We start from the raw sequence: 25,220 nt of genomic DNA, 5'->3' as shown, positions 1-25,220 counted from the left end.
CCCTCCTAGCGGCGAATGTCCAGCGAAACATTCTCTCCGCAAGCACAGAACCCCCGCCGCCCGGGTCCCCCATCACCACACACCCGCACCACCACGCACCGAACCGGTCACGCTGCGTAGGGCTGGCGTCAATTTCTTAAGTATTTGCATGTCACCCGGGTGATGCCCAAATACCTAAGAAATTGGCATCAGCTCAGGTGACGGGGTGATCAGCGGGTGGTGTAGTTGGGGGCCTCGACCGTCATGGTGATGTCGTGGGGGTGGGACTCCTTGAGGCCGGCTGCGGTGATCCGCACGAGCTTCGCGTCCTGCAGCTCCGGGATCGTGGTGGCACCGGTGTAACCCATGCCGGAGCGGAGTCCGCCCACGAGCTGGTCGACGACCTGGGACAGCGGGCCGCGGAACGGCACCCGGCCTTCGATGCCTTCGGGGACGAGCTTGTCCTCGGAGAGCACGTCGTCCTGGAAGTAGCGGTCCTTGGAGTAGGACTTGGCCTGTCCGCGCGACTGCATCGCGCCGAGCGAACCCATGCCCCGGTAGACCTTGAACTGCTTGCCGTTGACGAGCACCAGATCTCCGGGCGACTCGGCCGTTCCGGCCAGGAGGCTGCCGAGCATGACGGTGCTGGCACCGGCGGCGATGGCCTTGCCGATGTCACCGGAGTACTGGATGCCGCCGTCGCCGATGATCGGAACGCCGGCGGGGTTGCAGGCCATGCTCGCCTCGTAGATCGCGCTGATCTGCGGGACGCCGACGCCGGCGACCACGCGGGTGGTGCAGATCGAGCCCGGGCCGACGCCGACCTTGACGGCGTCCGCGCCCGCGTCCACCAGCGCCTGCGCGCCCGCGCGGGAGGCGATGTTGCCGCCGATGACGTCGACGGAGTTGCCCAGCTCCTTCTTCAAGGTCGAGACGGTGTCCAGCACCGCGCGGGAGTGCCCGTGCGCGGTGTCCACGATCAGCACGTCCACACCCGCGTCGACCAGGGCCATCGCGCGCTCGTGCGAGTCGGCGCCGACGCCGACGGCGGCGCCGCACAGCAGGCGGCCGTCGGGGTCCTTGGTGGCGCTGGGGTACTGCTCGGTCTTGACGAAGTCCTTGACGGTGATGAGGCCGCGCAGCTTGCCCGCGCCGTCGACGATCGGCAGCTTCTCGATCTTGTTGCGGCGCAGCAGGCCGAGCGCGGCGTCTGCGGTGACCCCGACCTGGGCCGTGATCAGCGGCGCGGTGGTCATCACCTCGCGGACCTTGCGCGTGTAGTCGACCTCGAAGCGCATGTCGCGGTTGGTGATGATGCCGACCAGCGTGCCGTCCGGGTCGGTCACCGGGACGCCGGAGATCCGGAACCGGGCGCACAGCGCGTCGACCTCGGCGAGGGTGTCCTCCGGCGAACAGGTCACCGGGTCGGTCACCATGCCGGCCTCGGAGCGCTTCACGACCTCCACCTGGGAGGCCTGCTCTTCGACGGACAGGTTGCGCTGCAGGATGCCGACGCCGCCCTGGCGCGCCATGGCGATCGCCATCCGGGCCTCGGTGACGGTGTCCATCGCCGCCGACAGCAGCGGGACCCGCAGGCGGATGTTGCGCGAGAGCTGCGTCGAGGTGTCCACCGAGCTCGGGATGACGTCCGATTCGTCGGGGAGCAGGAGCACGTCATCGAAGGTCAGACCCAGCGTCGCGAACTTCGAGGGGAGGCCGGGTGCGGAGAGTTCGCTGGTCATGGCGAGGGATGTGCCTTCCTTCACGATATGGCCCACAAACCTTCAAGGTGCGGCTTGCTGGGATTACCACGGCGATCGCGTCGCGGGAGTCAGCTTGTGCTGATGAGCAACGCGGTGACGGGATACGGGATTCCCCAGATGATAGAGACCACAGGTCAGAACGCGATTGCCCCGTCCCGGCAGAGGTGCCCCAGACCACGGGCCGCGTCCGCAGGCGTGTGAAACCAGCCCCGAGAGCCCCGCGCGGGCGATGCGCCCGGTACCGTGCGGGCCGTGCCGCACGATCCGATGCCACCAGACCCGTTCGCGGGTGACCCGGAAGATCCGAGCATGGCACTCGGTGATCACGACGCCGAGGACGGTCCGCCGCTCGGCGACGAGGAGCGCGCCGAGCTGCTCGCCGACCTGACCGATCTGGCCGTCTACCAGGCGCTGCTCGAACCCCGTGGTGTGCGGGGCATCGTGGTGGACTGCGCGGACTGCGGCGAGTGCCACTACCACGACTGGGAGCTGCTGCGCTCCAGCCTTTCCCAGCTCCTGCACGACGGCCGCATGCGCCCCCACGAACCGGCCTTCGACCCGGATCCGGGCCAGTACGTCACCTGGGAGTACTGCCGAGGCTACGCAGACGGGATGACGGAGAGCGAAACCGCTCTCTAGCGCGTCTCTTCTTCCAGGCTGATCCGCATGTCGTGTGGGTGGGGAAGCTTTCATGAAAACTTCCCCACCCACACGACATCACCACCACGCAGAAGGACTCCCTCTCTCAAGGAAACAGGGAGTCCTTCGCTGCGATCACGGTGTTGAGGTCTGGGGCTGGTTCGGCGGCCAGAACCAGCCGCCCGAAGTGGTCTCCGAACTGCTGGTCTCGCTCGGCGACGTGGTCGGCGAGGTCGGCCCGGTGGTGCTCGACGGCGGAGTGGTGCTGTCCGTCGGCGGGATGCCCGGGTCCGGCGGGAGCGGCTGCGACGGGGACGGCTGAGTCGTCGGCGGCAGCGTCGTGGTGGGCGTCGAGGACTGCGACGAGTCTCCTTCGCCTTCACCGATGCGCTTGGTCAGCGACTCGTGCGCAGCCCTGAGCTCGGACAGGCCGTGCTCGGCGTCGACTTGCTGCATCGACTCCTTCGCCGACCGCATGCTCTCCTCGGCATCGGCGTAGTGCCCGTCGTTCACGGCGCTCTCCGCCGTGGCGAGGTCCAACCGAGCCGAAGCCGCCGCCTGCACGGCGGTGGTGTGATCGTTGTAGAGCACCTGGGCGACGCCCCACAGCATGTCGCCGGGCTGCGCGTCCCGCGCGGCCACGCCGACACCCGTGAACGTGATCATCAGAACCGCTGCCGCGGTGGCCACCGGGACGAGGTGCCTGCGCCGCAGGAAGCTGCGCGGCCTTCCGACCTCGGCGATCGCCGCAACGGCGGTGTCCGTGTCCACCAGGTCACCGATCGGAGCCGAATCGACGTCCTGACGCCACGCCACCAGCAGTTGTTCCAGGCTGGGGCCGTCGCCGCCCGTTGCGGGCACGTCGGGGTTCGTCCCGCCCAGCGCGTCGAGGAGGGCGTCGTCCTCCTGAAGCGCGGCCAGGTCGATCGGTTCATCGCTGAAGTCGTCGAGGTCACCGAGCTCCTCGTCCGCGTCACCGCGCGGGCGGAAGGTCAGCACCTCGGCACCGGCCTCTTCGCGGGAGTCCTCGGGCTCGTCCGAGCCGGAGTCCCGGTGGTTCTCGCTCAGTTCCGTTCCTTCGCCTGCGGATCCCTCAAGGGGAGCCGAGTCCCGCTCGTCAGCATGGGTCGAACGGTCCTGCTCCACGGCGGATTCCTCGGCGGGGTCGCCTCCCAGCTCCCCTCCGGGCCCTTTCCGCTCAGCCATTCAGACCACCTCCTCCGCGGACAGCGTCTTCCGCAACCGGGCTAGTGCGCGATGTTGTGCCACGCGCACAGCGCCCGGTGTCGAGCCGACCGCTTCGGCGGTTTCCTCTGCCGACAGCCCGACTACCACCCGGAGCAGCAAGATCTCCCGCTGCTTGGCCGGAAGGATTTGGAGCAACTGCGCCATCCTGCCCGAGAGCTCACCCTGCATCGCCCGCTGCTCTGGACCGGCGTCGGACTCCGGGGTGTCCGGCATGTCCGCGACCGGTTCAGAACGGTTGCGAGCTGACGCACGGTGCGCATCAGCCACCTTGTGCGCGGCGATGCCGTACACGAACGCCAAGAAGGGACGACCCTGGTCCTTGTAAGTGGGCAGCGCGGTGAGTACCGCCAGGCACACTTCCTGGGCGACGTCGTCCGCCGAAGCGAACGACCTCTCGTTTCGTCCGACCCTGGCGCGGCAGTACCGCACCACCAAAGGACGGATTTCGGCCAGCAAGCGCTCAATCGACTGACGATCGCCGTCGACGGCGGCGCTTACAAGAGCGTCCAGCCCGTCCCCCACATTGGTCATCGCAGACAGCAGCCCTGGTGTTACGCGTTCAAGCGATTCGGATTTGCCCGGCGAGTTTCGCGTGCACCGCACGCTGCGCCCTGGTCACCGTACCGGGCAGGAGGCGTTCGCAGAACAGGGACCGGGGATCGGGGGCCGTCGTCGTCACACATCCACATCTACCAGAAGCTGGGGTCGGTGACGTTCGTCGAGGCCACCGACGTCTTTGTGGTGCATGGGAAGGGATTCGGAGACGATCTTCACACGTCTGCCGAAGGTGCGCGGCGGCGGCGACGGCCGAGTGGAGATGGTTCTCGCCGCCGGCACCTGGAAGCCCGACCGATCGGAGGCGACTATGGCTCACATCACGGAAACTCCGCCGTTCGCCGCGAAACGCGGCGACTGCGGCGCGATGCGAGCCATAGCCACTCCCGAAGCGTCAGCTCACCGGAAGGCACTCTCGTCGGACGGCCACCGGCGTCCCCCAACTCCGTGCCGGTGGCGTCTGATCATCGGCTCAAGCGACGAGACCGCGGCGGAACCCGTGCGCCACCGCTTGAGCGCGGTCGCGGACGCCGAGCTTGCGGAACAGCCGGCGAGCATGGGTTTTGACCGTGTCTTCGGAGAGGTAGAGCTCGCGGCCGATCTGGCCGTTGCTCTTGCCCTGGCTCATGCCGCGCAGCACCTGGAGCTCGCGCTCCGTGAGCTGCACGCCGGGGTCGGACGGTTGCCGCGGTGCGGGCACCGAGGTGCTGGCCAGCGTGTGGGCCAACGCCGCGACGAGTTCGGGCCGGGAGGCGTCCCAGCGGAGGTAACCGCGGGCACCACCGGCGATGGCCGCGGCGATGCTCGCCGCGTCGTCGGGGGCACCGAAGACGATCACATTCGCTTGGGGGTGCGCGGAAACGAGCCGGCGCGTGGCCTCGACGCCGTTGGGCACGGCGCGCTGGGTTCCCACCAGCACGACGTCCACGGCCTGCCGCGAGAAACGGGCCAACAGCTCGTCGCCATGCGCGACGCAATCGATCCGGCTCACTCCGGGGACAGCTGACATCACACGAGTGAGCCCTTCCCGGACGCTACGTCGGTCATCGCAGATCAAGACCGTCGTCACGGGAACTCCTTCCTGCAGGCGAGTGACGTTCCACAAGCCCTATCGGACGCATGGGGCGAAACCTTGACACGATCCGGTGCTTAATCCGTCCAGAGTTGGGGTCCCTGACACTCGCGGGGGACGTTCACCGGAACGGAGCAAGCGCTTCCCGTTACCCCTTGAATGGTCTCGTCCACGCGCCATACCTGCGATGTTCACCCGATCGCTGAGAATGTGACGATCACTTCGCCCGTCCGAACGAACATCGTTTCCGGGCCCGCAAAAGGTTCTGTGATTTGGGTCACATCCAGCTCAACTCAGCCCAGGACGGTCGTGGAAACCCGCGAGACGGCGGCCTCCAGCGACCCCAGCAGCTCCACGTGCCCGGGCAGCGCTTCGGGCGACCAGCCCGCTCCCGCGACGAACGCGCGGGCCCGCTGGCGGGTGATCGGGATGTCGTCGAGGACGCGCGGAGCCGCGTAGTGCGGCTGATCCGCCCACAGGACGACGGCGGAGGGCGCGGAGCGCTTCACGGCGGCGGCCAGGCCTTCGCGCGGCAGCGCGGCACCGAACAGCCGGTGCCCCACCCGGTTCGCGGCCAGCGCCGCGGCCAGGGCCACCAGCTCCAGCTCCTGGGCCTCACCGGGGACCGGCGCGAGCACCACCGGTCGCGGGTTCTCCGGCTTCGGGGCCCGCGCGATCACCGAGCGCAGGGCGGTCGACACGCAGTCGTTGAGCAGCTGCAGCACTTCGACGCCGCTGCCGGAGCGCTGCCTGCGCTCGCCGACGGCGCGCAGCACCGGCTGCACCATCTCCTGCCAGGTGCGGACGACGCCGTCGCCGTCCATCGACTCGATCAGCAGCTGCTGCACCGACCACGAGTCCAGCGCCAGCGCGGCCCGGCCCAGACCGCGGACGCGCGGGCCGGCCCCGGAGAGCTTGAGGCCGCCACCTCCGGTGTGGGCCCCGGCCAGCGCGAGCTGGTCGTCATCGCCGTCCAGAACGCCGGACAGCAGCAGCGGGCCCTCGGCACCCGCGCCCTCCGGCGAGGAGCCGTCCACAGCGCGCTGCGGGGGCGGAGCGGCGACCGTGCGGGCGTAGCGGGCGGCCTCCATGGGCGAAGCACCGCGCAGCAGCGCCCGCTGCATCTGCTCCAAGCGGGCCACGTCGCCCGGCCCGTATCGCCGGTGCCTGCCGCTGGTGTGATCGCTGGGGCCGAGCCCGTAGCGGCGGTCCCAGGTGCGCAGCGTTGCGGGCGCGACGCCGAGCCTGCGGGCGACCGCGGCGACGCTGAGCCTCGGCTCGTCGTCCAGAGCGATCCCCTCCGGCCCCTGCGCTGACATCTCCGACGTGACCTCCGTCTCACCCGCAGCTGCGTCGCCGAGCGGGTCCGAGGTGTCCACCCCGGAAATTGGTTCAGGCCGCGTCGTCACGCGGGACATATTCCGGTTCTCGCCCGCTGAGGGCAAGCCGGTCGGACTTCGATCACCCCATTTCCAAGGATCACACCAATGATGAACAGCTTTTGGCGCGAAAGGGGTTGAACAAGTTTTGGCTCGGTCCTACGGTCGGATCATGCGAGGCTGCGGCGGTCCCGTCGCAGCAAGGGAGGGGATCCACCGGTGGGAGGTGGTTGTCGCAATGGCAGACACTCGACGTCTTCCAGGACCGAACGCTGATATCTGGGATTGGCAGATACGGGGCTCGTGCAGGGGGATGGACAGCGCGTACTTCTTTCATCCAGACGGAGAGCGAGGTCCGGCGCGAGCCAGGCGTGAGGCGAAGGCGAAGGAGGTGTGCCAGCACTGCCCTGTGCTAGCCCAGTGCAGAACGCACGCACTGGCGGTTCAGGAGCCGTACGGCATCTGGGGAGGCCTGTCCGAGTCCGAGCGCGAAGTCATCATCAAGGCGCGCAAGCGCCAGCAGCTGGCCGTCGCAGCCAGCTGACTCCAATCCCATGACCCGGTGGTGGGGGAAAGCACCGCGGGTCAGGTGGGCCGGGATCGAATGGCACGAGGGGCGTCATTCGCTCCCGGCGAAGACGAAGAAAGAGATCGGGGCGGTACCCAAGCCTGGGTACCGCCCCGATCTCTCGTGCTCATCGAGCGGCGAAGCCGCCCCTCTCCCCGCCCGACGGCGCTAGCGGCGCCGGACGAGGAGAGGGGCGGTTCTCACAGCAGGTCAGTGACCGTGGCCGTGGCCGTGTCCGTGGCCCGCGTCCTCGGTCTCCTCCGGCTTGTCCACGACCGCGCTCTCGGTGGTGAGCACCATGCGGGCGATGGAGGCCGCGTTGGCGACCGCGGAGCGGGTCACCTTCAGCGGGTCGACGATGCCTGTCTGCACCAGGTCGCCGTACTGGCCGGAGGCGGCGTCGTAGCCGGAACCCCACTCCAGGTCGCGGACCTTGGACACCACGACGGCGCCCTCCTGCCCGGCGTTGGAGGCGATCCAGTACAGCGGAGCCTCCAGGGCGCGGCGGACCAGCTGCACGCCGGTCGCCTCGTCACCGGTCAGCCCGAGGTTGCCCTCGAGCGACTTGGCGGCGTGGATCAGCGCGGACCCGCCACCGGGGACGCTGCCCTCCTCCGCGGCGGCCTTGGCGGCCGCGACGGCGTCCTCGATCCGGGACTTGCGCTCCTTGAGCTCGGTCTCGGTGGCCGCGCCGACCTTGATCACCGCGACGCCGCCGGCCAGCTTGGCCAGCCGCTCCTGCAGCTTCTCGCGGTCCCAGTCGGAGTCGGTCGCCTCGATCTCCTTGCGGAGCTGGGAGGCGCGCTCCTTGACGTCGTCGGCGGAGCCGTGGCCGTCGACCAGCGTGGTCTCGTCCTTGGTGACGGTGACCCGGCGAGCCGAGCCCAGCACCTCGGGGCCGACCTCGGACAGCTTCAGGCCGACCTCGGGGGCGATGACCTCGGCGCCGGTGACGATGGCGAGGTCGTCCATGAAGGCCTTGCGGCGGTCGCCGAAGAACGGCGCCTTGACCGCGACGACCTTGAGGGTCTTGCGCACGGCGTTGACGGCCAGGGTCGACAGCGCCTCGCCCTCGACGTCCTCGGCCACGATCAGCAGCGGCTTGCCGGACTCCACGACCTTCTCCAGCAGCGGGAGCAGGTCCTGGATGTTGGAGATCTTCTCCCGGTGGAGCAGGATCTGGACGTCCTCCAGGACGGCCTCCTGGCGCTCCGCGTCGGTGACGAAGTGCGGGGAGACGAAGCCCTTGTCGAACTGGACGCCCTCGGTGAGGTCGAGCTCGGTGGCCAGCGTCGAGGACTCCTCGATGCTGATCACGCCGTCCTCGCCGACCTTCTCCATGGCCTCGCCGACCAGGTCGCCGATGGCCTCGTCGCGCGAGGAGACGGTGGCGATCTGGGCGATGTTGTCGCGGCCCTTGACCGGGGTGGCCTTGGCCTTCAGCGCCTCGATCACGGCGTCCGCGGCCAGCGTGACGCCCTTGTTCAGCGACGCCGGGTTCGCGCCCGCGGCCAGGTTGCGCAGGCCCTCGCTGACCAGCGACTGAGCCAGCACGGTGGCGGTCGTGGTGCCGTCACCGGCGACGTCGTTGGTCTTGGTCGCGACGCTCTTGGCGAGCTGGGCGCCCAGGTTCTCGAAGGCGTCCTCGAGCTCGATCTCGCGAGCGATGGTGACGCCGTCGTTGGTGATCTGCGGTCCGCCGAACTGCTTGTCCAGCACAACGTGCCGGCCGCGCGGCCCGAGCGTGACCTTCACCGCGTCGGCGAGCTGGTTGACGCCGCTTTCCAGCGCACGGCGCGCCTGCTCGTCGAAGGTGATCTGCTTAGCCATGTTTGCTACAGCCCTTCAGAAGAGTGCCTGATCCCCGACATGCAGCCGCCCCGGCGGTCCCGCGGTCGGGACCGCCGGGGCGGCTGTGCCCACACTCGGTGGGCGCACGATGATCTGGGCGTCAGTTGACGACGGCCAGCACGTCGCGGGCGGAGAGGATCAGGTACTCCTCGCCGTTGTACTTGACCTCGGTTCCGCCGTACTTCGAGTAGATGACGACGTCGCCTTCATTGACATCCACGGGGATGCGGTTGCCCTTGTCGTCGATGCGACCCGGGCCGACGGCCAAGACCTTGCCCTCCTGGGGCTTCTCCTTGGCGGTGTCCGGGATCACGATGCCGGACGCAGTCGTCGTCTCGGCCTCGCTCGCCTGGACGACGATCTTGTCCTCTAGCGGCTTGATGCTCGCCACGGTGTGACCTCCACCTTCTGGGGCCTTCGAAGCGTTGGCTGGGAATGACGGCTCCGTTGCTCCCCGTCGTCGCGGGTGCCGGGGCGCGGTGGCGCCGTGCTGTTTGGCACTCTACCCAGGAGAGTGCCAACGCTCAACAGCCACCCACTCACCCGAACGCCGGAACGCGACTCGCTGCATTCAACGGCAACGTCCAGGCGCCCCGAAGGGCGGGGTTCATTCAACCCGCGCGGAGCTCCCCGCAACCGCCGATCGGGGTCGATTCACCCAACGGGTCGATGGCATCACTGAAGGTGGTGGCACTCGGTGTCGATCACCGCACCGGGTTCCACCTGCGACGTCGTCACCTCCGCTGCGCGCAGCGTGATCATCCCTGGTAGATCGGCATGCGGGGAATCTCACCAAAGGCCCCAGGAGGTTCACGCCAGCAGCGTCCGGTGTCCTAGGTTGCACGGCATGCCAGCCCGATCCAAGCCCGCGAACCGGCCGTGGGAACGACGTCCCCGACCCGCTCGCCCGCCTGGTCCGTCCGGTCCTCCGACCCGATCCAGCTGGCGTCCGAAGTAGCGGACGCCTCCTTCGAGACGAGGCCGCGATGGTGCGGCCGCCTGATTTTGCCGAGAATTCACCAAACCCTTCAGGCATCTGGGTAGTTTCCGACCTCCACGGACGACACCGTCGATCTGCGGATGTGTCCGCAGGAGACCTGGAGGGCTTGAGATGTCCGAATCCCACGTTCCGTTACCCGGCCGGTTCACCCGGCGCGCCGTGCTGCTGGGCGGTGCCGCCGCCCTCGGCGCGACCGCGCTGGGTGGATCAGCCGTGGCCAACGCGCTGGCGATGCCCGGCGCGGGCCTCCGCAAGCTGGCCGACCCCTTCACCCTCGGCGTCGCCTCGGGCGACCCGCTGCCGGACGGCGTGGTGCTCTGGACCCGCCTGGCCACCGACCCCACCAACGACGACGGCCTGGGCGGCATGCCCGACAAGGTCGTCCCGGTGCAGTGGGAGGTCGCCACGGACGAGAAGTTCAGCGACGTCGTGCAGTCCGGCGAAGCGCAGGCGGCACCTGATCTGGGGCACAGCGTCCACGTCGAGCTCGAAGGGCTCCAGCCCGGAGCCGAGTACTTCTACCGCTTCAAGGCCCAGGACGCGATCTCCCCGGTCGGCCGGACCCGGACCGCTCCCGCCGCGGGCTCGCTCGGCGAGCTGACCATGTGCTTCGCCTCGTGCGCGCACTACGGCGAGGGCTACTTCACCGCCTACAGGCGGATGGCCGAGGACGAACCGCACCTGATCCTGCACCTCGGCGACTACCAGTACGAGTACGCCGCGTCCGACGACGACGTCCGGAAGGTCCTCGGACCGGAAACCCGGACGCTGGCCAACTACCGGCAGCGGCACGCGCAGTACAAGACCGACCCCGACCTGCAGCTCGCGCACGCGACCGCGCCGTGGGTCGTGGTGTGGGACGACCACGAGACCGAGAACAACTGGGCGGACGAGACCCCGGAGAAGCCCGACGACGGCTTCCTCGACCGGCGCAAGGCCGCGTTCCAGGCGTACTACGAGAACATGCCGCTGCGCTCGGGTTCCAAGCCCGACGGGATCGACCTGCAGCTCTACCGGCGGCTCTCCTGGGGCTCGCTGGTCAACTTCCACATGCTCGACACCCGGCAGTACCGCAGCAACCAGGTGTGCGGCGATGGCGTGCAGTCCGGCTGCGACGACCGCGAGGACCCGAAGCGCTCGCTGACCGGCGCCGAGCAGGAGCAGTGGATCATCGACGGCTTCAACAGCACCTCCGCGCGCTGGGACGTGCTCGGCCAGCAGGTGGTCTTCTCCAAGCTGGACCTCACCCCGGGTTCGGAGGAGGGCTACAACATGGACGCCTGGGACGGCTACGTCGCCAACCGCGACCGCATCGCCGACGCCATGGCCGACAGCAAGGTCCGCAACGGCGTCGTGCTGACCGGTGACGTGCACCGGCACTGGGCGGCGGAGATCAAGCGCACCCACGACGACCCCGACTCGCGCGCGGTCGGGACCGAGCTGGTCACCACGTCGGTCACCAGCGGTGGCGACGGCAGCGACGACACCAACGAGGACGTCCTGTCGGAGAACCCGCACGTGAAGTTCTACGCCGACCGCCGCGGATACGTGCGGACGAAGTTCACCGGCACGCAGCTGACGGCCGACTACCGGGTCCTGTCGAAGGTGTCCGAAGAGGACGCCACCGCCTCGACCGCGAAGTCCTTCGTCATCGAGGACGGCAACCCCGCCCTCAACCCCGCCTGACCGCGTCCTGACGAGAACCGCGGGAGTCGCACGCGCGGCTCCCGCGGTTGCGCGTGAGGCCGCCCGAGAGGCGGGGTGGCAGACTGGCCGCGTGCGTGTGGTGTTGGTACTCCTCGGCCTGGTGGCCGGATTCCTGGCGATCCCGTTGCTGTGGGCGCGGGGACGCAGCGCCGGGCGGGTGCGGGGTGTCGACGACGTTCCCGCGAACGACGTCGCCCTCGTGCTGGGCGCCGGGGTCCGCTGGGACGGAGCACCGAGCCGGATCTTGCAGGGGCGTTTGGACCTCGCCCGGGATCTCCACCGGGCGGGCAAGGTGCGGCGGATCATCGTCAGCGGCTCGCCGGAGTCCCGAGGGCACAGCGAGCCCGTCACGATGGCGAACTACCTTCTCTCGCAGGGGATTCCGCAGGAATCGCTGGTGCTCGACGAGTCCGGTGTGGACACCTACTCGTCCTGCCGGACGGCCGCCGAGGAGCACGGCTCCGCGACCGTGGTGACCACGCGATTCCACCTGCGCCGGTCGATCGCGCTGGCCCGGCGGCTCGGGATCGACGCCCACGGCGTCGGTCACGACGCGGCGGCCGAAGGCCTGCGGCGGGTCAACGCGCGGGCCACCCGTCGCGAGTACCTCGCGACGGTCAAGGCCTTCTGGTTGCCGCGCTGATCCTCAGCGCACGACGATGGCGTGCACCGGAAGACCCGGGTTCGCCGGCATGTCCAGGGGTGACGGCTTGGCACCGGAGTGCAGCACGTGGGCTCCGAGCGCGGCGATCATCGCGCCGTTGTCGGTGCACAGCCGCGGACGCGGCACGCGCAGCGTGATCCCCGCGGTGGCGCAGCGCTCGCGCGCGAGCGCCGACAACCGCGAATTCGCCGCCACACCACCGGATATCACCAGCGTGTCGATGTCGTGGTCCTGCGCGGCGCGCACCGCCTTGGCGGTGAGCACGTCGGCGACGGCCTCCTGGAACGAGGCGCACACGTCGGGAACCGAGATCTCCCGGCCCGCGCGCTGCTCGGTCTCGACCCAGCGGGCGACGGCGGTCTTGAGGCCGGAGAAGGAGAAGTCGTACTTGGCGTCGCGCGGACCGGTGAGGCCGCGCGGGAACGCGATGGCCTTCGGGTTGCCGAGCTTGGCCTGCGCGTCGATCGGCGGACCACCCGGGTAGGGCAGGTCGAGAAGGCGGGCGACCTTGTCGTAGGCCTCGCCCGCCGCGTCGTCGATGGTGCTGCCGATCTCGGTGATCTTCTCGCCGACGCCCTCCACCAGCAGGAGCTGGCTGTGCCCGCCGGAAACCAGCAGCGCCAGGCAGCGTTCCGGCAGCGCGCCGTGCTCCAGGGTGTCCACGGCGACGTGCCCGCCCAGGTGGTTGACGCCGAACAGCGGCACGTCGAGCGCCGTCGCGTAGGCCTTTGCGGACGCGACGCCGACCATCAGCGCACCGGCCAGTCCGGGCCCGGCGGTGACCGCGATGGCGTCCACATCGGACAGCGAGAGACCTGATTCGTCCAGCGCGCGGCGCATCGTGGGAGCCATCGCGGTCAGGTGCGCGCGGCTGGCGATCTCCGGGACCACGCCGCCGAACCGCGCGTGCTCGTCCACGCTGGAGGCCACGGCGTCGGCCAGCAGCTCGACACCGCCGTCAGCGGAGAGCCGGGCCAGGCCGACACCCGTTTCGTCGCAGGAGCTCTCGATCCCCAGGACGATCCGGTCGCCCGGAACCGGCCGGCTCCCACGAGAACCGGGAGCTGCAGTGCCGCTCATGACGCCTCCTTCGGCGCTTCACGTCGCATGGTGTGGGCATCGGCCCCGGAGGGCTGGTAGTAGCGCGGGCGGAGTCCGACGATCTCGAAGCCGTGGTCGCGGTACATCGCGATGGCCGGTTCGTTGTCGGTGCGCACCTCCAGGAAGGTCGCCGCCCCTCGCTCGTCGGCTCGGGCCAGCAACGCGCGCAGCAGCGCCTTCCCGGCACCGCGCCCCTGGTGGTCGGGGTCGACGCCGATGGTGTGCACCTCGGCCTCCAGGTGCGGCGGCCGGCCGTTGACCGCCAGTCCCGCGTAGCCGATCAACCGCTCGCCCAGGTAGGCGCCGACGTAGTGATGGCCCTGGTCCAGCTCGGAGGAGAACGCCGCCTGCGACCACGGGTCGTCGTCGGCGAACAGCACCTGCTCCAGCTGAGCGCAGCGGCGCAGGTCCGCGCGTCGCAGCTTGAGGATCTTGACCTCGGCGGCCGGCTCGCTCACCTGGTGAGCACCGACTTCCGCTTGCCGGGCTCCTCGGCGTCCGGCCGCCGCAGGTAGAGCGGGACCAGCGGCTCGGGCTCGGCGTCGAAGGAGGCGGCGGAAACCAGGCCGGCGGGCGTGGGGAACCGCGGTTCGATCGCTTCGAGGCCGACGGCCTCGGCGAGCTCGCCCGCGGCGACCGGGTACCCGTCCACGGGCACGTCGGCGGGGCGGGCGACGTGCGGGCCGTCGACGCGGGTGGCGCCGTCGTAGGCGGCCCAGTAGGCCTCCTTGCGGCGCGCGTCGGTGGCGACCAGCAGCGGTCCGGTCACCCCGGCCGCGGCGGCGATGGCGTCGAGGCTGCAGACCGGGTGCACCGGCAGGTCGCGGGCCTGCCCGAGCGCGGCGGCGGTGGCCAGGCCGACCCGCAGACCGGTGAACGGCCCCGGCCCGATGCCGGCGACGATCGCCTCGACGTCGGCGAAACCGCGACCGGCTTCCTCCATGACGTCGACCAGCTGCGGCATCAGCAGTTCGCCGTGGGCGCGCGGGTTGATCGTGACGCGCTCGGCGAGCACCCGCGGGCGGTCGTCGTCGAAGGCGACCAGTCCTGCCGTGACCGCGGGCGTCGAGGTGTCCAGCGCTATGACGAGCACAGCTATTCAGCGTACGTCAGCGCTGGTCACGGACGGTCGTCGGGTCCGAGGCGGACCTGCGGCGCGCAGCGGTGGTCCCGGGACCGGAGCCCGGATGCGCGGCGGCCCCCGGGCTCATGCCGGGGGCCTGCCGCACGGGGGCGGATCAGCGCATCGCGTGCTGCTGCTTGGCGCGGGTGACGGCCATGACGTGCTCCATCAAGGTCGTCAGCAACTGCTTGTTGGAGTCCCGCTGCCGCGCGTCGCACAGCATGATCGGCACGTTCTCGTCGATGTCCAGCGCGCGCCGGACCTCTTCGGGATCGTAGATCTGGGTTCCGTTGAAGCAGTTCACGCCGATGATGAACGGCAGCCCGCGGCCCTCGAAGTAGTCGATCGCCGCGAAGCAGCTGTCCAGCCGCCGGGTGTCGGCCAGCACGATCGCCCCGAGCGCCCCGTTGGCCAGCTCGTTCCACATGAACCAGAAGCGCTCCTGGCCCGGCGTCCCGAACAGGTAGAGGATCAGGTCGGAGCTGATCGTGATGCGGCCGAAGTCGAAGGCCACCGTGGTGGTGGTCTTGCGCTCCACACCGGTCAGGTCGTCGACCCCGGTGCTGGCCTCGGTCAGCGTCTCCTCGGTCCGCAGCGGCACGATCTCGCTGACCGACCCCACCAGGGTCGTCTTGCCGACACCGAAACCACCCGCGATGAGGATCTTCGCCGCGACCGCGTTGAGGCTGGCTTGTTCAGAGTTTGCGGATTCCATCCAGCACCTTCTGCATCATGTCGAGACTCGGCCCGGCCGTCGGCGACGAATCCGGTCCGAAGACCACGTAGTCCCGCTCGATCAAGTCACTGATCAGAATCTTCACCACGCCCAGCGGGAGATCGGCCCGCGCAGCGACCTCGGCGACCGAGACCGGATATCCGCACGCCGACAGCACGCGCTGGTAGTTGGGTGAAAGCGCACGCGCGTTCGGCGGCAGCGGCTGGCGCGCCACGACGAGCGTGATCAGGTCGAGCTCGTAGCTCGTGGCCCGCGTACGCCCCTTGGTCAGGGCGTACGGCCGCACCACCGGTCCCGCGTCCTCGTCGAACCATCCTCGCCCGCCGGACATCGCGCTCACACATCAACGGGGGAACCGGCGGCACGGGGCGCGGAGCTCAGGTAGTTGCCGACGCGGGTGACCATGCGGTTCGCCTCGAAGGCGATCATCCCGAGATCGGCGTCCGCCGTGGCGATCAGCGCGAGGCAGGCGCCTTCGCTGGCCGCGGTGACCATCAAGAAGCAGTTCGCCATCTCCACGACGGTCTGGTAGACCTCGCCGCCGTCGAACTGCAGCGCCGCACCCTTCGACAGGCTCTGGAAGCCGGACGCGACCGCGGCCAGGTGCTCCGCGTCGGCCTGAGCCAGCTGCGGGGTCTTGCCCAGCAGCAGACCGTCGGAGGACAGCAGCGCGGCCTTGTCCGCACCGGCCAGCCGCTGAACGAGATCGTTGAGCAGCCAGTCAACTTCCTTGCTATAAGCCTTCAGCGTCATGCCTCGTTTCCTCCTGGCCGCGCAGCCTCGTCGTTCACGTCGTTGATGCGCGCTCGCTTGGTGCCTGTCTGGAAGGCGTTCATGCTGTTGCGGAACCTGTCGGGCGTCCGCGGCGGTCCGCTGCTGGGAGCGGGCTGCTGCGGTGCCGCCTCGGGCTTCTGACCCTGGTCGATCTGCGCGCGCAGCGGTGCCGCGAGGTTGGCCTTCTGGCCCCGCCTGCGCTGCGGGAGCGGTGGTTTGTCGGTCGAGCTGGAAACCGAAGTGTTCACCGAAACTCCCGCAGTGGTACCGCTCTTCGGCGGACCAGAGCCGTTGGTTCCGTTGACGACGCCCTCCGCCGAGTGGATTTCACCAGACGCGCCCGGCATGTTCGACGACAGGCCCGGCATGTTCGGCGGGGTCTCGCCCATCACCGGACGCTGCTGCTCGGCCCGGGGAGCGGGCTGGCGCGGCGGTTCCGGCGGGCGCTGCTGCGGCGGCGCCGGACGCCGCTGCTCGGCCGGGCGCTGTTGCTCGCCCGGTCGCTGCTGCGCCGTGATCTCGCCGGTGGACGGGCCGGATCCGTTGGTCCCGGGGCGGGTCCAGCGCTGCGTGGCACCGTCCTGGCTGACCGGGTTGTGCGGCGTGATCGGGCTGTCCGGCCCGATCGGGTCCGGCGCGACGTCGGGGTCGAGCCGACCCTCCATCCAGCGCTTGCGCGGCATCGCCGGCCGGGTCTCCGGCTCGGCGGCCGGAACGGCGGCCTGCGGTCCGCTCTGCTCGACGCGGTCCTGGCGCTCGGTCTGCGGGCCGCGCTCGGCGACGATGTGGTTCGGGATCAGCGCCACAGCGCGGATCCCGCCGTAGGCGGAGTCGCGCAGGGTGACCTTGATCCCGTGCCTGCCTGCCAGCTGAGCGACCACGAACAGACCCATCCGGGCTTCTTCGGTCAGCGCCATCACCGAGAAGTCGGGCGGGCTGGCGAGCATCTGGTTGAGCTCGTCGAGCTTCTCCGGCTCCAGACCGATGCCCTGGTCCTCGATCTCGACGATGATGCCCTTGCCGACCACGTTGCCGCGCACCTCGACGTGCGATTCCGGCGGCGAGAACGAGGTCGCGTTGTCCACCAGCTCGGCGAGCAGGTGGACGAGGTCGGCGACCGCGCGGCCCTGCACCGAGATCTCGGGCAGCTGCTGGATCTCGACGCGCGCGTAGAGCTCGGTCTCGGCGACCGCTCCCTGCACCACGTCGTGCAGCAGGACGGGGTTGCGCCACTGCCTGCCGGGACGCTGACCACCGAGGATGATCAGGTTCTCGGCGTTGCGGCGGGACTGGGTGGCCAGGTGGTCGAGCTGGAACAGCAGCTCCAGCTGGTCCGGGTCCTCCAGCTTGCGCTCGGCCTTGTCCAGCACCTGCAGCTGGCGGTGGACCATGACCTGGCTGCGGTGCGCGATGTTGAGGAACACCGAGCGGACGCCCTGCCGGGTCTCGGACTCGGCGACGGTGGCGCGGATGGCGGTGCGCTGCGCCTCGTTGAAGGCGTTGGCGACCTCACCGATCTCGTCGTTGCCGAAGCGCAGCCAGGAGACCTCGCGCTCGACGTCGACCTGCTTCCCGTTGCGCAGTCGCGCCACGACCGACGGCATCTCCTGCTCGGCCAGCGCCAGCGTCTGGCTGCGCAGCTTGTTGAGGCGTCGCACCAGCAGGTTCGACAGCCGCAGCGCGACCAGGAAGACGATCAGGACGACGAGCACGATGATCGCGCCGGTGATGCCCGAGGTCAGCAGCGTCTCGCCGGCGACGACGCCACCGAGCTGCAACGCGTACTGGTAGTGCGAGGTCGACAGCGCGTTGAGCTCGCCCGCGAGGTCGTGCGTGGAGTCGATCCAGTCGGTCGTGCTGACCGGGACCTTGATGACCTGCCCGGCCGCGGCCTGAGCACCGGCGACCTCCATCGCGTCCTGCACCGCGTCCACCCGGGTCCAGGACGAACCCTTCTGCAGGTCCTTGTAGGTCTGCTGCTCGACCGGCGTCATGCGCGGGGTCAGCGAGTTCAGGTTGTCGTGGAAGGCGCCGATCTGGTGCGCGTACTCGTGGTACTGCGCCGGGGACATGCCGACCGAGGTGCGCCCCAGCGCGAGCGCGTGCCCGCGGGCCATGGCGTCGGCGGCGTCCATGAGGTCGGCGGAAACCGAGCTCTCGTAGGAGACCTGGGCGTCGGGCGCGTACCGGACGTAGGTCCGCAAGCTCATGTTGTAGGCGTCGAACAGCCCGTTGTAGAACTTGTAGACGGCGTCCATCTCGCCGGGCCCGCCGTCGACCTGCTTGCGGACCTCCTTGACGGCGCTCAGCTGCGAGCGGAACTCGTCGAAGTTGCCGCGCGCGTCAGCGGGCACGGAGTCGGCGAACTCCTCGGCGACGCCGTCCATCTCGGCCAGCGAGGCGTCGAACTTCTTGCGGATCTCGTCGAGGTTGCGGCGCTCGTTGTGGTTGCTCAGGTAGACGAGGGAGAGCTGGCGCTCGTCCTGCAGGTTCGCGACGAAGCGGGCCGAGGGGTCCTTCGCGTCGGCGAGTCTGCCGACGTAGTTCTGCACGCCGAGTCCTTGGAAAATCAGGTACCCGGACAAGCCCACGCCGACGAGCAGGGCCGCGACACTCGGGACGAGTGCGATGGCCAGCAGTCGCCGCTGGATCGTGCCGGAGGCGAAGAGGCGTTTCAGCGTTGACATGGACCTCGTCTCAAACCTTCTCCGTTGGTTGGCCGCAGCGAGAAGAACCGGCGCCGACCCGGTGCGCCTCGAAACGGCCGGGCCTGCGGGCACGCTGAGAAATTCAGGGCGCATCGGCCCATCAGATGACGACGCAGCCTAGGACTGCGCTCATCCGTGGTCAACGCGCTTTTGGAAGCTATCGACACAATTGTTATATACGCTGGTCGGGCAGGATGCGCGGGAAGATTAGCAGACGCGTCCGGCAATGCTGAATTGCATTGCCGGATATCCCGACGATCTTCGAACTGCCACCGAACAGCCTGGGCAACTTCGGTGCTGCTGAACCGGTTCCGACTGATTGGCCATCCGACCAAAAGAGATTCCGCTTCGCAGTTAATTGCTCCATTCGGCCTAGCTCAAACGCTTCCCTTAGGGTGATTCAGAGGCCTCTCAAGCTTCAGGTAGGCTCTCGCGACGTTGGCCGGGAATCCGGCCTCACCGACTTTTCATGCACCATTTCCCCCGACCCCAGAGGAAGTCAGCACAACCCCGGAAAGTTATCTTCGAAAAGCTTCCCGGTCACTCGAAGTGACATTTGCGGCCACATGCCGCATTGTGATCACTCTAGGCCACCGGAAATGAATTTTCGATAACGCGATGCACACCCTCCGCCTCGCACGGGGTTAGCGACGGCTCTGAAGTCGGACAAGTCCTGCCTGGCCCGTTGAAGTACGTCGGCACGTCTTTTCCGCTCGGTGAATGGTCCCGGTCGGGGCCGTTCGAGTGCCGGCGCGCGAGAGGAGTTTGGATGGTTCCCCCCACCACCGACCACGAGGCGAGCTCGTCGGCGACCGGTACGCGCCGCCGCCGCTTCCTCACCTACGTCGCGGCGGCCCCGATGCTGACGATCGCCGGCAAGTACGTGATGGAGGGTGAAGCCGCCGCCGCTGCCTCCCCGGTCGCCGGTCAGCTGCCGCTCCCCCCGGTCTCGGGGCTCATGGACTTCGGCGACCTCATGGAGATCGCCAGCGCACCGACCATGGCGCTGATGAAGCTGGAGTTCCTGTCGGACAACAAGGTCCGCTTCGAGCTCCCGCGCCTCGAGGTCGGGCAGGGTCTCAACACCGCCGTGGTGATGATGCTGGCCGAGGAGCTCGGCGCGCGCACCCAGGACATCGTGGTGGAGCTGTCCGACGCCCGGCCGGAGCTGCTGTTCAACCAGTTCACCGCGGCTTCCTCGTCGGTGCGAACGTTCTGGAAGCCGTTGCGCCAGATGGCCGCCACCGCGCGCTCGCGCCTGGTGACCGCCGCCGCCAAGAAGTGGGGCGTCTCGGCGAACGGCCTCCTCACGCAGGGAACCGGCGTGATCGGCCCCGGTGGTCGCAAGGCGACCTTCGCCGAGCTGGCCAAGGACGCCGCCAAGGTGCTCGCGCCGTCAGTCCCGGCCACCCCGAAGGACTCGAAGGACTTCAAGGTCCTCGGCAAGGGCCACACCCGCGCCGACGCGACCGACATCGTCACCGGCAAGGCCCGCTACGTCTCGGACCTGAAGATCCCGGGTTCGGTCGTGGCCGTGGTGGTCCGCCCCCCGTCGCTGCGCGGTGAGGTGGCGTCCTACGACGACTCCGCGATCCGCAACAAGTCGGGCTTCAAGGGCACGGCCGAGATCTCCAGCGGTGTCGCGGTGTGCGCCGAGTACACCTGGCAGGCCATGGAGCTGGCCAAGCAGCTCAAGGTGACCTGGAAGGACGGCCCGATCACCGACACGTCGTCGGCGGACATCCAGGAGAAGCTGGCCGGCATGGCGGGCAGCCTGGACGACGCGGTCGCCGACGACGACGGCGACGAGATCGACGCCGGCTTCGACTTCGCCTTCGTCAGCCACGCGCCGATGGAGGTCAACTACGCCGTCGCCGACGTCAAGGACGGCAGCGCCGAGGTGTGGGTCCCCGCGCAGTCGCCGCAGGTGGCGCAGAAGGACATCGCGGCGAAGATCGGCGTCCTCGACGTCAAGGTGCACGTCACCCGCGCCGGAGGTTCCTTCGGCAGGCACCTGTTCCACGACGCGGCGATCGAGGCCGCCGAGGTCTCCAAGGCCATCGGCAAGCCGGTCAAGCTGATGTGGACCCGCAACGACGACACCAAGCACGGCCGGATGCGCCCCGCCTCGCACCACCGCATCAAGGCGTCCTTCCGCGGCGGCAAGGTCCGCTCCTGGACGCACAAGATGGCCAGCGTCGCGACCGACTTCAACCACGGCATCGGTGACCTGATCACCTCGACCGCCGTCGAGTCGGGCATCGGCAAGCTCCCGGCCGCGCAGCTGTACTTCAACCTGACCCAGTCGGTGCCCTACGAGTTCGGCACGACCACGATCTCGCTGAACGACCTGTCGCTGGAGGGCGTGCACACCGGCAGCTGGCGCTCGGTGCACTCGGCGACCTTCCGCACCGCGGAGGACCTGGTGATCAACCAGCTCGCGGAGAAGGCCGGTTCCGACCCGGCGAACTTCCGGCTCGAGAACGCCAAGACCGAGCGCGCCAAGACCGTGCTGCAGCGGGTCATGAAGGAAGGCAAGTGGGGGCGTTCGATGCCCCAGGGCCACGCCCAGGGCATCTCGATGCACGAGGAGTTCAAGTCGGTCGCGGCCTGCCTGGTCGAGATCAACGCCGTCGACCCGAAGAAGCCGCGGGTCACCAAGGCCGTGATCGTCGTCGACGCGGGTCTGCCGCTCAACCCGCGCGGCATCGAGGCCCAGATGATGGGTGGTCTGACCGACGCCATCTCCACGGTGCTGCAGGCCGGCATCCACATCGACAACGGTGCGGTGCGCGAGGGCAGCTTCAGCGACTTCATGTGGGCGCGCCAGCGCCACACGCCGCCGGAACTGCAGATCCACGTCCTGCCGGCCACCACCGACGAGCCGGGCGGCGTGGGCGAGCTGGGCGTTCCGGTGTCCGCGGGTGCGATCGCGACCGCGTACGCCCGGGCGACCGGCACCAAGCCGCGCAGCTTCCCGGTCAACTACTGATCCCGGCCTGACGAGAGCTTTCCGCTAAGGAGTCCCCGAACGACATGCCCAAGTACGAGTTCACCGTCAACGGCAAGGACGTCGAGGTCGACGTCCCCGCGGAGATGCCACTGCTGTGGGTGCTGCGCGACGAGCTGCGCATCACCGGTCCCAAGTACGGCTGCGGGGTCGGCGTCTGCCGGGCCTGCACCTGCTTGCAGGACGACGAAGAGGTCCAGACCTGCCAGGTCACGGCCGAGGACGCCGACGGCACCGAGATCACCACGATCGAGGGCCTGGCCGACGGCGACGAGCTGCACCCGGTGCAGCAGGCGTGGCTGGACCGCGACGTCGCGCAGTGCGGCTTCTGCCAGCCCGGCCAGATCATGACCGCCGTCGCGCTGCTCAACGAGACCAGCGAGCCGACCGACGCGGACATCGACAAGATCGAGAACGTCTGCCGCTGCGGCACCTACGGCCGCATCCGGCAGGCCATCAAGCAGGCCGCCGAGAACATGTGAGCCCGGTGGCCGGGCCTCGCGCCCGGCCACCCCCGCTCTCCCCGCCTGCCTCGACTTGCGAGCGAGCGGTGCGCGACACCGCCGAGCAGGACGCAGAACACCCGAGAAGAAGAAGTTGATGAGGGCATGACACTTCGCAAGTCCTTCGCCGCCGGGCTCGTGGCCTGCGCGGCTCTTTCCGCGTGCGGCGGCGGGGATTCGTCCCAGGACCACAGCACGCACATGCAGCACGGCGGCGACGCGCAGGCCGGTGGCGGCATGGAGATGAACATGGGCGACCCGAACGCCACGGCGGCCAAGGACGTCCAGGGAGCTCAGCTGCGCAGCAACGCCTTCGCGCTGCTGGCGACCCGTCCGCCGGGCACCGATCAGGCGGCGGGCACCGCGTGGATGGCGATCCACCCGGGCGGCACGACCGTCACGCTGGAGATGACCGGGCTGCCGCCGAACTCGAAGTACATGGCCCACGTGCACGCCAAGCCGTGCGCGGAGGAGGCCGGCGGTGACCACTTCAAGTTCGACCCGGCCGGTTCCGAGATGCCGCCGAACGAGATCCACCTGGCCTTCAGCGCCGACGCGAGCGGTCGCGGGTTCATGACCGCCGAGAACGACAGGCCCGCCGAGGCGGCCAAGTCGCTGGTGGTGCACCCCGCCGAGTTCACCGACAACCGAATCGCATGCGCCGACCTCTGAGAACCACCCTCGGTGCGATCCTGATCGCGCTGCTGGTCCTGCTGGGCGCGGGCACCGCGCTCGCGCACAGCGGGCTCAACATCGCTTCCCCCGGCCCCGGTGACACCGCCGAGGCCGGAGTGGACCGCATCGAGATGGACTTCGCAGGGGCGTTGGACGAGTCGAAGCCACCGCGCATCGAGGTCAAGGACCCCACGGGAGCCGACCAGGTCTCGGGGGAACCGGACGTCAGCGCGAACCACGTGACCGTCCACATCGAACCGCTGAAACCCGGTCTGCACACGGTGAAGTACACGACCGTCTTCGACGACGGGCACTCCACCGAGGGCGGCTACTACCTCAACGTCGCCCCCGCACCGCCGGGCGAGTCGAGCAGCGGCAGCTACACGACGTGGCTCATCTTCGGCGGCGGCACGGTGATCGTCCTCCTGCTGATCGTGGCGATCGCCCTGATCCCACGCCGCTCGAAGTCCGATGAGCACGACTGAAGCGAAAGACGGGCCCCTGCAGCTGAGATCTCAGCGCAGGGGCCCGTTCACATCAGGTGTTCAACGCCGTCCGAACCGGCCGTCCTTGACCGCCCCGACGAACGCCGACCACTGCGCCGCATCGGCCGCGAAGTAGCCCTGGCCCCGGTTCTTGGTGTCGCGCACGGCAACACCCTCACCCAACCGAGCCACCTCCACGCAGTTCGTCTGACCGCCGCTGAAACTGGACTTCCGCCACCCGTCCGGGACGTGCGGTGCTGTCATGTCGCCTTCTCCTCGCACTTGATCACCTCGGCGATGAGCTCTCGGGACTGGTCAGGGCTCATAGCCACCTCGAACAGTGTTTCAACCGATGCCCTGTACTTCTCGACGGACTTGAACTCGGTGATCGTCGCCGAGGAACGGAAGTGCTCGTGGTGCACAACGGGTTTCGCCCGGTCGAATTCAAGGAGGGCCCACGATCCGTTCAACATCGCGGGCGTCGGAGTCGCTAGCGGCACGATTCGAATCTCCACGCTGTCGAGTTCCGCGCTCCGCAGCAAGTGCTCCAACTGGGCGAGCATCACGTCGTCCGGGCAGACGGAGTAGCGCAGCGCGTACTCGCCGATGATCGCCACGAGGTCTGTCGGCGGGGAGTCGGTCAGCACGTGCTGCCTGCCTACGCGCAGGGTCGCGCGCTGTTCGGCTTCTCCCCGGGGGTTGCCGAACGCCGTCATGATGTGCCGCGCGTAGTCGTAGGTCTGCAACAGCCCGGGGATGATGAGCGGCTCGACGTTGGTCATGCGCTTCGCAGTCCGCTCGTACTCCGTCAGCGCCGCGAGCTGCCGATCCACCCCGGGCGCTATCCAGTTCGGATCGAGTGCGTCGCGGGCGAGTTCGAGCAAGTGCTCGCGGTCGTCGCCGCTGACGCCGAGAACCGCGAGAACCGTTGCGGTGTCCTCCGGGGACGGGATCAGCCTGCCGTTCTCCCACCGCGAGATGTGCGAGTCGTTGCGTCCGATGAGCTCAGCGAGCTTGCGAGTGGTGAACCCACGTTCCTTCCGCGCTTCGCGGAGTTGCGCGCCGAGCGCCCTGGCGCGTGGGGTGTCGGCGTTGCTGCTGACCATGCAGCAATCCTAAGCACACCATCAGGCAGCCCCAGTACCACCGGATCAGGGCATGGACCGAGGTTCTGCATGCAGAATATCTTCTCTGCATGCATCAACTGATGCTGTTCGTCCGTCCGAATCATGGGGGATTCATGGACCGCTCAGCACATCCATTCCACTGGGCGCCGACCAACGGCCGGCGGCACGCGGCGGCAGACCACGTCACCGCCGGACCCGCTGCAACGGCGCTCTGCGGAGAGCCGATCGCCGACGACGACCGCGAAATCGATTGGCTGTGGCCAACCTGCCCGTCGTGCTACGCGATCACCCGCCGCAAGGCAGCGACCCCGATGCCGCGCGAGACCGCCCACGCAGCGGTGATCCGGCCGTGAGGAACACCGCGATGATCATGCGGGCGGCGATCGTGGCGATCGCCGCCGCGGTCGACAACGTCGAGGCCGGTCACTGCACCCGGCGCGAGCGCGAGGAGCTGGTGCTGGTGTGCGACCGGGTCGCCGCCGCCTTGCGCGGGGAGATCGACCGGTCCACCGCCATCGACGGCGACGTGATCTCCGCGGTCACCGAGCGCTGA

26 protein-coding genes are annotated in these 25,220 nt (G+C 69.0%); 10 read left to right on the top strand and 16 right to left on the bottom strand.

Annotated elements, in window-relative coordinates:
* Positions 1-209 precede the first annotated feature (209 nt).
* Positions 210-1,721 (bottom strand): IMP dehydrogenase, encoded by a 1,512-nt coding sequence (gene guaB, locus ACYVF3_RS08830; RefSeq protein ID WP_461153668.1) that lies wholly within the window; start codon positions 1,719-1,721, stop codon positions 210-212.
* Positions 1,722-2,009: 288 nt separating this feature from the next.
* Between guaB and ACYVF3_RS08825 the strand changes: the two genes are divergently transcribed.
* Positions 2,010-2,381, top strand: a complete 372-nt coding sequence (locus ACYVF3_RS08825) for a DUF5319 domain-containing protein (protein WP_132677023.1) — start codon at positions 2,010-2,012, stop codon at positions 2,379-2,381.
* 135 nt (positions 2,382-2,516) lie between these two features.
* On the opposite strand, the gene ACYVF3_RS08820 is transcribed toward ACYVF3_RS08825, so the two are convergent.
* The 4 genes from ACYVF3_RS08820 to ACYVF3_RS08805 all read right to left on the bottom strand — a co-directional run bounded on the left by ACYVF3_RS08820 (position 2,517) and on the right by ACYVF3_RS08805 (position 6,674).
* Positions 2,517-3,587 (bottom strand): anti-sigma-D factor RsdA, encoded by a 1,071-nt coding sequence (locus tag ACYVF3_RS08820; RefSeq protein WP_461153667.1) that lies wholly within the window; start codon positions 3,585-3,587, stop codon positions 2,517-2,519.
* A complete protein-coding gene (locus ACYVF3_RS08815) occupies positions 3,588-4,160 on the bottom strand; it encodes a sigma-70 family RNA polymerase sigma factor (RefSeq protein ID WP_145744404.1) in 573 nt (190 codons plus the stop codon).
* A 496-nt stretch (positions 4,161-4,656) separates the two neighbouring features.
* Positions 4,657-5,253 (bottom strand): response regulator transcription factor, encoded by a 597-nt coding sequence (locus ACYVF3_RS08810; protein ID WP_029536209.1) that lies wholly within the window; start codon positions 5,251-5,253, stop codon positions 4,657-4,659.
* Positions 5,254-5,549: 296 nt separating this feature from the next.
* Positions 5,550-6,674 carry a MerR family transcriptional regulator gene (locus ACYVF3_RS08805; protein WP_461153666.1) on the bottom strand — a complete coding sequence of 375 codons (1,125 nt, stop codon included), beginning with the start codon at positions 6,672-6,674 and terminating at the stop codon, positions 5,550-5,552.
* A gap of 199 nt (positions 6,675-6,873) precedes the next feature.
* Here ACYVF3_RS08805 and ACYVF3_RS08800 point away from each other — a divergent pair, with 199 nt between their 5' ends.
* Entirely contained in the window at positions 6,874-7,179 is a 306-nt protein-coding gene (locus ACYVF3_RS08800; RefSeq protein ID WP_093414062.1) for a WhiB family transcriptional regulator, read from the top strand.
* Positions 7,180-7,413: 234 nt separating this feature from the next.
* Here the strand turns inward: ACYVF3_RS08800 and groL are convergent, their stop codons facing one another.
* The gene (gene groL, locus ACYVF3_RS08795; protein WP_461153665.1) at positions 7,414-9,033 is read right to left on the bottom strand and encodes a chaperonin GroEL; all 1,620 of its coding nucleotides are present in this window, start codon (positions 9,031-9,033) and stop codon (positions 7,414-7,416) included.
* Between the two features lie 121 nt (positions 9,034-9,154).
* On the bottom strand, positions 9,155-9,445 hold the full coding sequence (gene groES / locus ACYVF3_RS08790) for a co-chaperone GroES (RefSeq protein ID WP_145744409.1): 291 nt from the start codon (positions 9,443-9,445) through the stop codon (positions 9,155-9,157).
* Between the two features lie 720 nt (positions 9,446-10,165).
* Between groES and ACYVF3_RS08785 the strand changes: the two genes are divergently transcribed.
* Both ACYVF3_RS08785 and ACYVF3_RS08780 read left to right on the top strand, forming a co-directional pair.
* Entirely contained in the window at positions 10,166-11,740 is a 1,575-nt protein-coding gene (locus ACYVF3_RS08785; RefSeq protein ID WP_461153664.1) for an alkaline phosphatase D family protein, read from the top strand.
* A 91-nt stretch (positions 11,741-11,831) separates the two neighbouring features.
* Entirely contained in the window at positions 11,832-12,404 is a 573-nt protein-coding gene (locus tag ACYVF3_RS08780; RefSeq protein WP_461153663.1) for a SanA/YdcF family protein, read from the top strand.
* Between the two features lie 3 nt (positions 12,405-12,407).
* On the opposite strand, the gene tsaD is transcribed toward ACYVF3_RS08780, so the two are convergent.
* The 7 genes from tsaD to ACYVF3_RS08745 all read right to left on the bottom strand — a co-directional run bounded on the left by tsaD (position 12,408) and on the right by ACYVF3_RS08745 (position 18,846).
* Positions 12,408-13,505, bottom strand: coding sequence for a tRNA (adenosine(37)-N6)-threonylcarbamoyltransferase complex transferase subunit TsaD (gene tsaD, locus ACYVF3_RS08775; RefSeq protein WP_461153662.1), 1,098 nt, complete (start codon positions 13,503-13,505; stop codon positions 12,408-12,410).
* A complete protein-coding gene (gene rimI / locus ACYVF3_RS08770; RefSeq protein ID WP_461153661.1) occupies positions 13,502-13,984 on the bottom strand; it encodes a ribosomal protein S18-alanine N-acetyltransferase in 483 nt (160 codons plus the stop codon). The genes tsaD and rimI overlap by 4 nt, the downstream gene beginning before the upstream one ends.
* Entirely contained in the window at positions 13,981-14,619 is a 639-nt protein-coding gene (gene tsaB, locus ACYVF3_RS08765; protein ID WP_461153660.1) for a tRNA (adenosine(37)-N6)-threonylcarbamoyltransferase complex dimerization subunit type 1 TsaB, read from the bottom strand. Before tsaB ends, rimI begins: the two co-directional genes overlap by 4 nt.
* 145 nt (positions 14,620-14,764) lie before the next feature.
* Positions 14,765-15,364: a GTP-binding protein gene (locus tag ACYVF3_RS08760; RefSeq protein WP_461153659.1), complete on the bottom strand. Its 600-nt coding sequence runs from the start codon at positions 15,362-15,364 to the stop codon at positions 14,765-14,767.
* The gene (locus ACYVF3_RS08755; RefSeq protein ID WP_145744699.1) at positions 15,345-15,716 is read right to left on the bottom strand and encodes a DUF742 domain-containing protein; all 372 of its coding nucleotides are present in this window, start codon (positions 15,714-15,716) and stop codon (positions 15,345-15,347) included. The genes ACYVF3_RS08760 and ACYVF3_RS08755 overlap by 20 nt, the downstream gene beginning before the upstream one ends.
* 5 nt (positions 15,717-15,721) lie before the next feature.
* Positions 15,722-16,138: a roadblock/LC7 domain-containing protein gene (locus ACYVF3_RS08750; RefSeq protein ID WP_461153658.1), complete on the bottom strand. Its 417-nt coding sequence runs from the start codon at positions 16,136-16,138 to the stop codon at positions 15,722-15,724.
* Entirely contained in the window at positions 16,135-18,846 is a 2,712-nt protein-coding gene (locus ACYVF3_RS08745; RefSeq protein ID WP_461153657.1) for a nitrate- and nitrite sensing domain-containing protein, read from the bottom strand. Before ACYVF3_RS08745 ends, ACYVF3_RS08750 begins: the two co-directional genes overlap by 4 nt.
* 790 nt (positions 18,847-19,636) lie before the next feature.
* On the opposite strand from ACYVF3_RS08745, the gene ACYVF3_RS08740 reads away from it, so the two are divergent.
* The 4 genes from ACYVF3_RS08740 to ACYVF3_RS08725 all read left to right on the top strand — a co-directional run bounded on the left by ACYVF3_RS08740 (position 19,637) and on the right by ACYVF3_RS08725 (position 23,540).
* Positions 19,637-21,859 carry a xanthine dehydrogenase family protein molybdopterin-binding subunit gene (locus ACYVF3_RS08740; protein WP_461153656.1) on the top strand — a complete coding sequence of 741 codons (2,223 nt, stop codon included), beginning with the start codon at positions 19,637-19,639 and terminating at the stop codon, positions 21,857-21,859.
* A gap of 44 nt (positions 21,860-21,903) precedes the next feature.
* Complete coding sequence (locus ACYVF3_RS08735; protein ID WP_145744430.1) at positions 21,904-22,359, top strand: (2Fe-2S)-binding protein; 456 nt, start codon at positions 21,904-21,906, stop codon at positions 22,357-22,359.
* 126 nt (positions 22,360-22,485) lie between these two features.
* Positions 22,486-23,052: a hypothetical protein gene (locus tag ACYVF3_RS08730; RefSeq protein WP_461153655.1), complete on the top strand. Its 567-nt coding sequence runs from the start codon at positions 22,486-22,488 to the stop codon at positions 23,050-23,052.
* Positions 23,037-23,540: a copper resistance CopC family protein gene (locus ACYVF3_RS08725; protein ID WP_461153654.1), complete on the top strand. Its 504-nt coding sequence runs from the start codon at positions 23,037-23,039 to the stop codon at positions 23,538-23,540. The genes ACYVF3_RS08730 and ACYVF3_RS08725 overlap by 16 nt, the downstream gene beginning before the upstream one ends.
* Positions 23,541-23,600: 60 nt before the next feature.
* On the opposite strand, the gene ACYVF3_RS08720 is transcribed toward ACYVF3_RS08725, so the two are convergent.
* Together ACYVF3_RS08720 and ACYVF3_RS08715 are read right to left on the bottom strand one after the other, a co-directional pair.
* Complete coding sequence (locus ACYVF3_RS08720) at positions 23,601-23,804, bottom strand: DUF397 domain-containing protein (RefSeq protein ID WP_461153653.1); 204 nt, start codon at positions 23,802-23,804, stop codon at positions 23,601-23,603.
* Complete coding sequence (locus tag ACYVF3_RS08715) at positions 23,801-24,646, bottom strand: helix-turn-helix domain-containing protein (RefSeq protein WP_461153652.1); 846 nt, start codon at positions 24,644-24,646, stop codon at positions 23,801-23,803. Before ACYVF3_RS08715 ends, ACYVF3_RS08720 begins: the two co-directional genes overlap by 4 nt.
* An 89-nt stretch (positions 24,647-24,735) precedes the next feature.
* Here ACYVF3_RS08715 and ACYVF3_RS08710 point away from each other — a divergent pair, with 89 nt between their 5' ends.
* Complete coding sequence (locus ACYVF3_RS08710) at positions 24,736-25,020, top strand: zinc finger protein (RefSeq protein WP_461153651.1); 285 nt, start codon at positions 24,736-24,738, stop codon at positions 25,018-25,020.
* Between the two features lie 11 nt (positions 25,021-25,031).
* Entirely contained in the window at positions 25,032-25,220 is a 189-nt protein-coding gene (locus ACYVF3_RS08705; protein WP_461153650.1) for a hypothetical protein, read from the top strand.

Source organism: Saccharopolyspora tripterygii, from assembly GCF_054778355.1.
Note: the sequence above shows the minus strand (reverse complement) of the source record. Positions and strands in the feature narration are given on the sequence as shown.

Coding starts and splice junctions, on each gene's coding strand:
- ACYVF3_RS08710 (WP_461153651.1), top strand. CDS start 24,736: ATGCATCAACTGATGCTGTTCGTCCGTCCGAATCATGGGGGATTCATG.
- tsaD (WP_461153662.1), bottom strand. CDS start 13,505: ATGAGCGGCACTGCAGCTCCCGGTTCTCGTGGGAGCCGGCCGGTTCCG.
- ACYVF3_RS08720 (WP_461153653.1), bottom strand. CDS start 23,804: ATGACAGCACCGCACGTCCCGGACGGGTGGCGGAAGTCCAGTTTCAGC.
- ACYVF3_RS08760 (WP_461153659.1), bottom strand. CDS start 15,364: ATGGAATCCGCAAACTCTGAACAAGCCAGCCTCAACGCGGTCGCGGCG.
- groL (WP_461153665.1), bottom strand. CDS start 9,033: ATGGCTAAGCAGATCACCTTCGACGAGCAGGCGCGCCGTGCGCTGGAA.
- ACYVF3_RS08715 (WP_461153652.1), bottom strand. CDS start 24,646: ATGGTCAGCAGCAACGCCGACACCCCACGCGCCAGGGCGCTCGGCGCG.
- ACYVF3_RS08785 (WP_461153664.1), top strand. CDS start 10,166: ATGTCCGAATCCCACGTTCCGTTACCCGGCCGGTTCACCCGGCGCGCC.
- ACYVF3_RS08750 (WP_461153658.1), bottom strand. CDS start 16,138: ATGACGCTGAAGGCTTATAGCAAGGAAGTTGACTGGCTGCTCAACGAT.
- ACYVF3_RS08725 (WP_461153654.1), top strand. CDS start 23,037: ATGCGCCGACCTCTGAGAACCACCCTCGGTGCGATCCTGATCGCGCTG.
- ACYVF3_RS08705 (WP_461153650.1), top strand. CDS start 25,032: ATGATCATGCGGGCGGCGATCGTGGCGATCGCCGCCGCGGTCGACAAC.
- ACYVF3_RS08745 (WP_461153657.1), bottom strand. CDS start 18,846: ATGTCAACGCTGAAACGCCTCTTCGCCTCCGGCACGATCCAGCGGCGA.
- ACYVF3_RS08825 (WP_132677023.1), top strand. CDS start 2,010: ATGCCACCAGACCCGTTCGCGGGTGACCCGGAAGATCCGAGCATGGCA.
- ACYVF3_RS08815 (WP_145744404.1), bottom strand. CDS start 4,160: ATGACCAATGTGGGGGACGGGCTGGACGCTCTTGTAAGCGCCGCCGTC.
- ACYVF3_RS08740 (WP_461153656.1), top strand. CDS start 19,637: ATGGTTCCCCCCACCACCGACCACGAGGCGAGCTCGTCGGCGACCGGT.
- guaB (WP_461153668.1), bottom strand. CDS start 1,721: ATGACCAGCGAACTCTCCGCACCCGGCCTCCCCTCGAAGTTCGCGACG.
- ACYVF3_RS08730 (WP_461153655.1), top strand. CDS start 22,486: ATGACACTTCGCAAGTCCTTCGCCGCCGGGCTCGTGGCCTGCGCGGCT.
- ACYVF3_RS08800 (WP_093414062.1), top strand. CDS start 6,874: ATGGCAGACACTCGACGTCTTCCAGGACCGAACGCTGATATCTGGGAT.
- ACYVF3_RS08805 (WP_461153666.1), bottom strand. CDS start 6,674: ATGTCCCGCGTGACGACGCGGCCTGAACCAATTTCCGGGGTGGACACC.
- ACYVF3_RS08820 (WP_461153667.1), bottom strand. CDS start 3,587: ATGGCTGAGCGGAAAGGGCCCGGAGGGGAGCTGGGAGGCGACCCCGCC.
- ACYVF3_RS08735 (WP_145744430.1), top strand. CDS start 21,904: ATGCCCAAGTACGAGTTCACCGTCAACGGCAAGGACGTCGAGGTCGAC.
- ACYVF3_RS08755 (WP_145744699.1), bottom strand. CDS start 15,716: ATGTCCGGCGGGCGAGGATGGTTCGACGAGGACGCGGGACCGGTGGTG.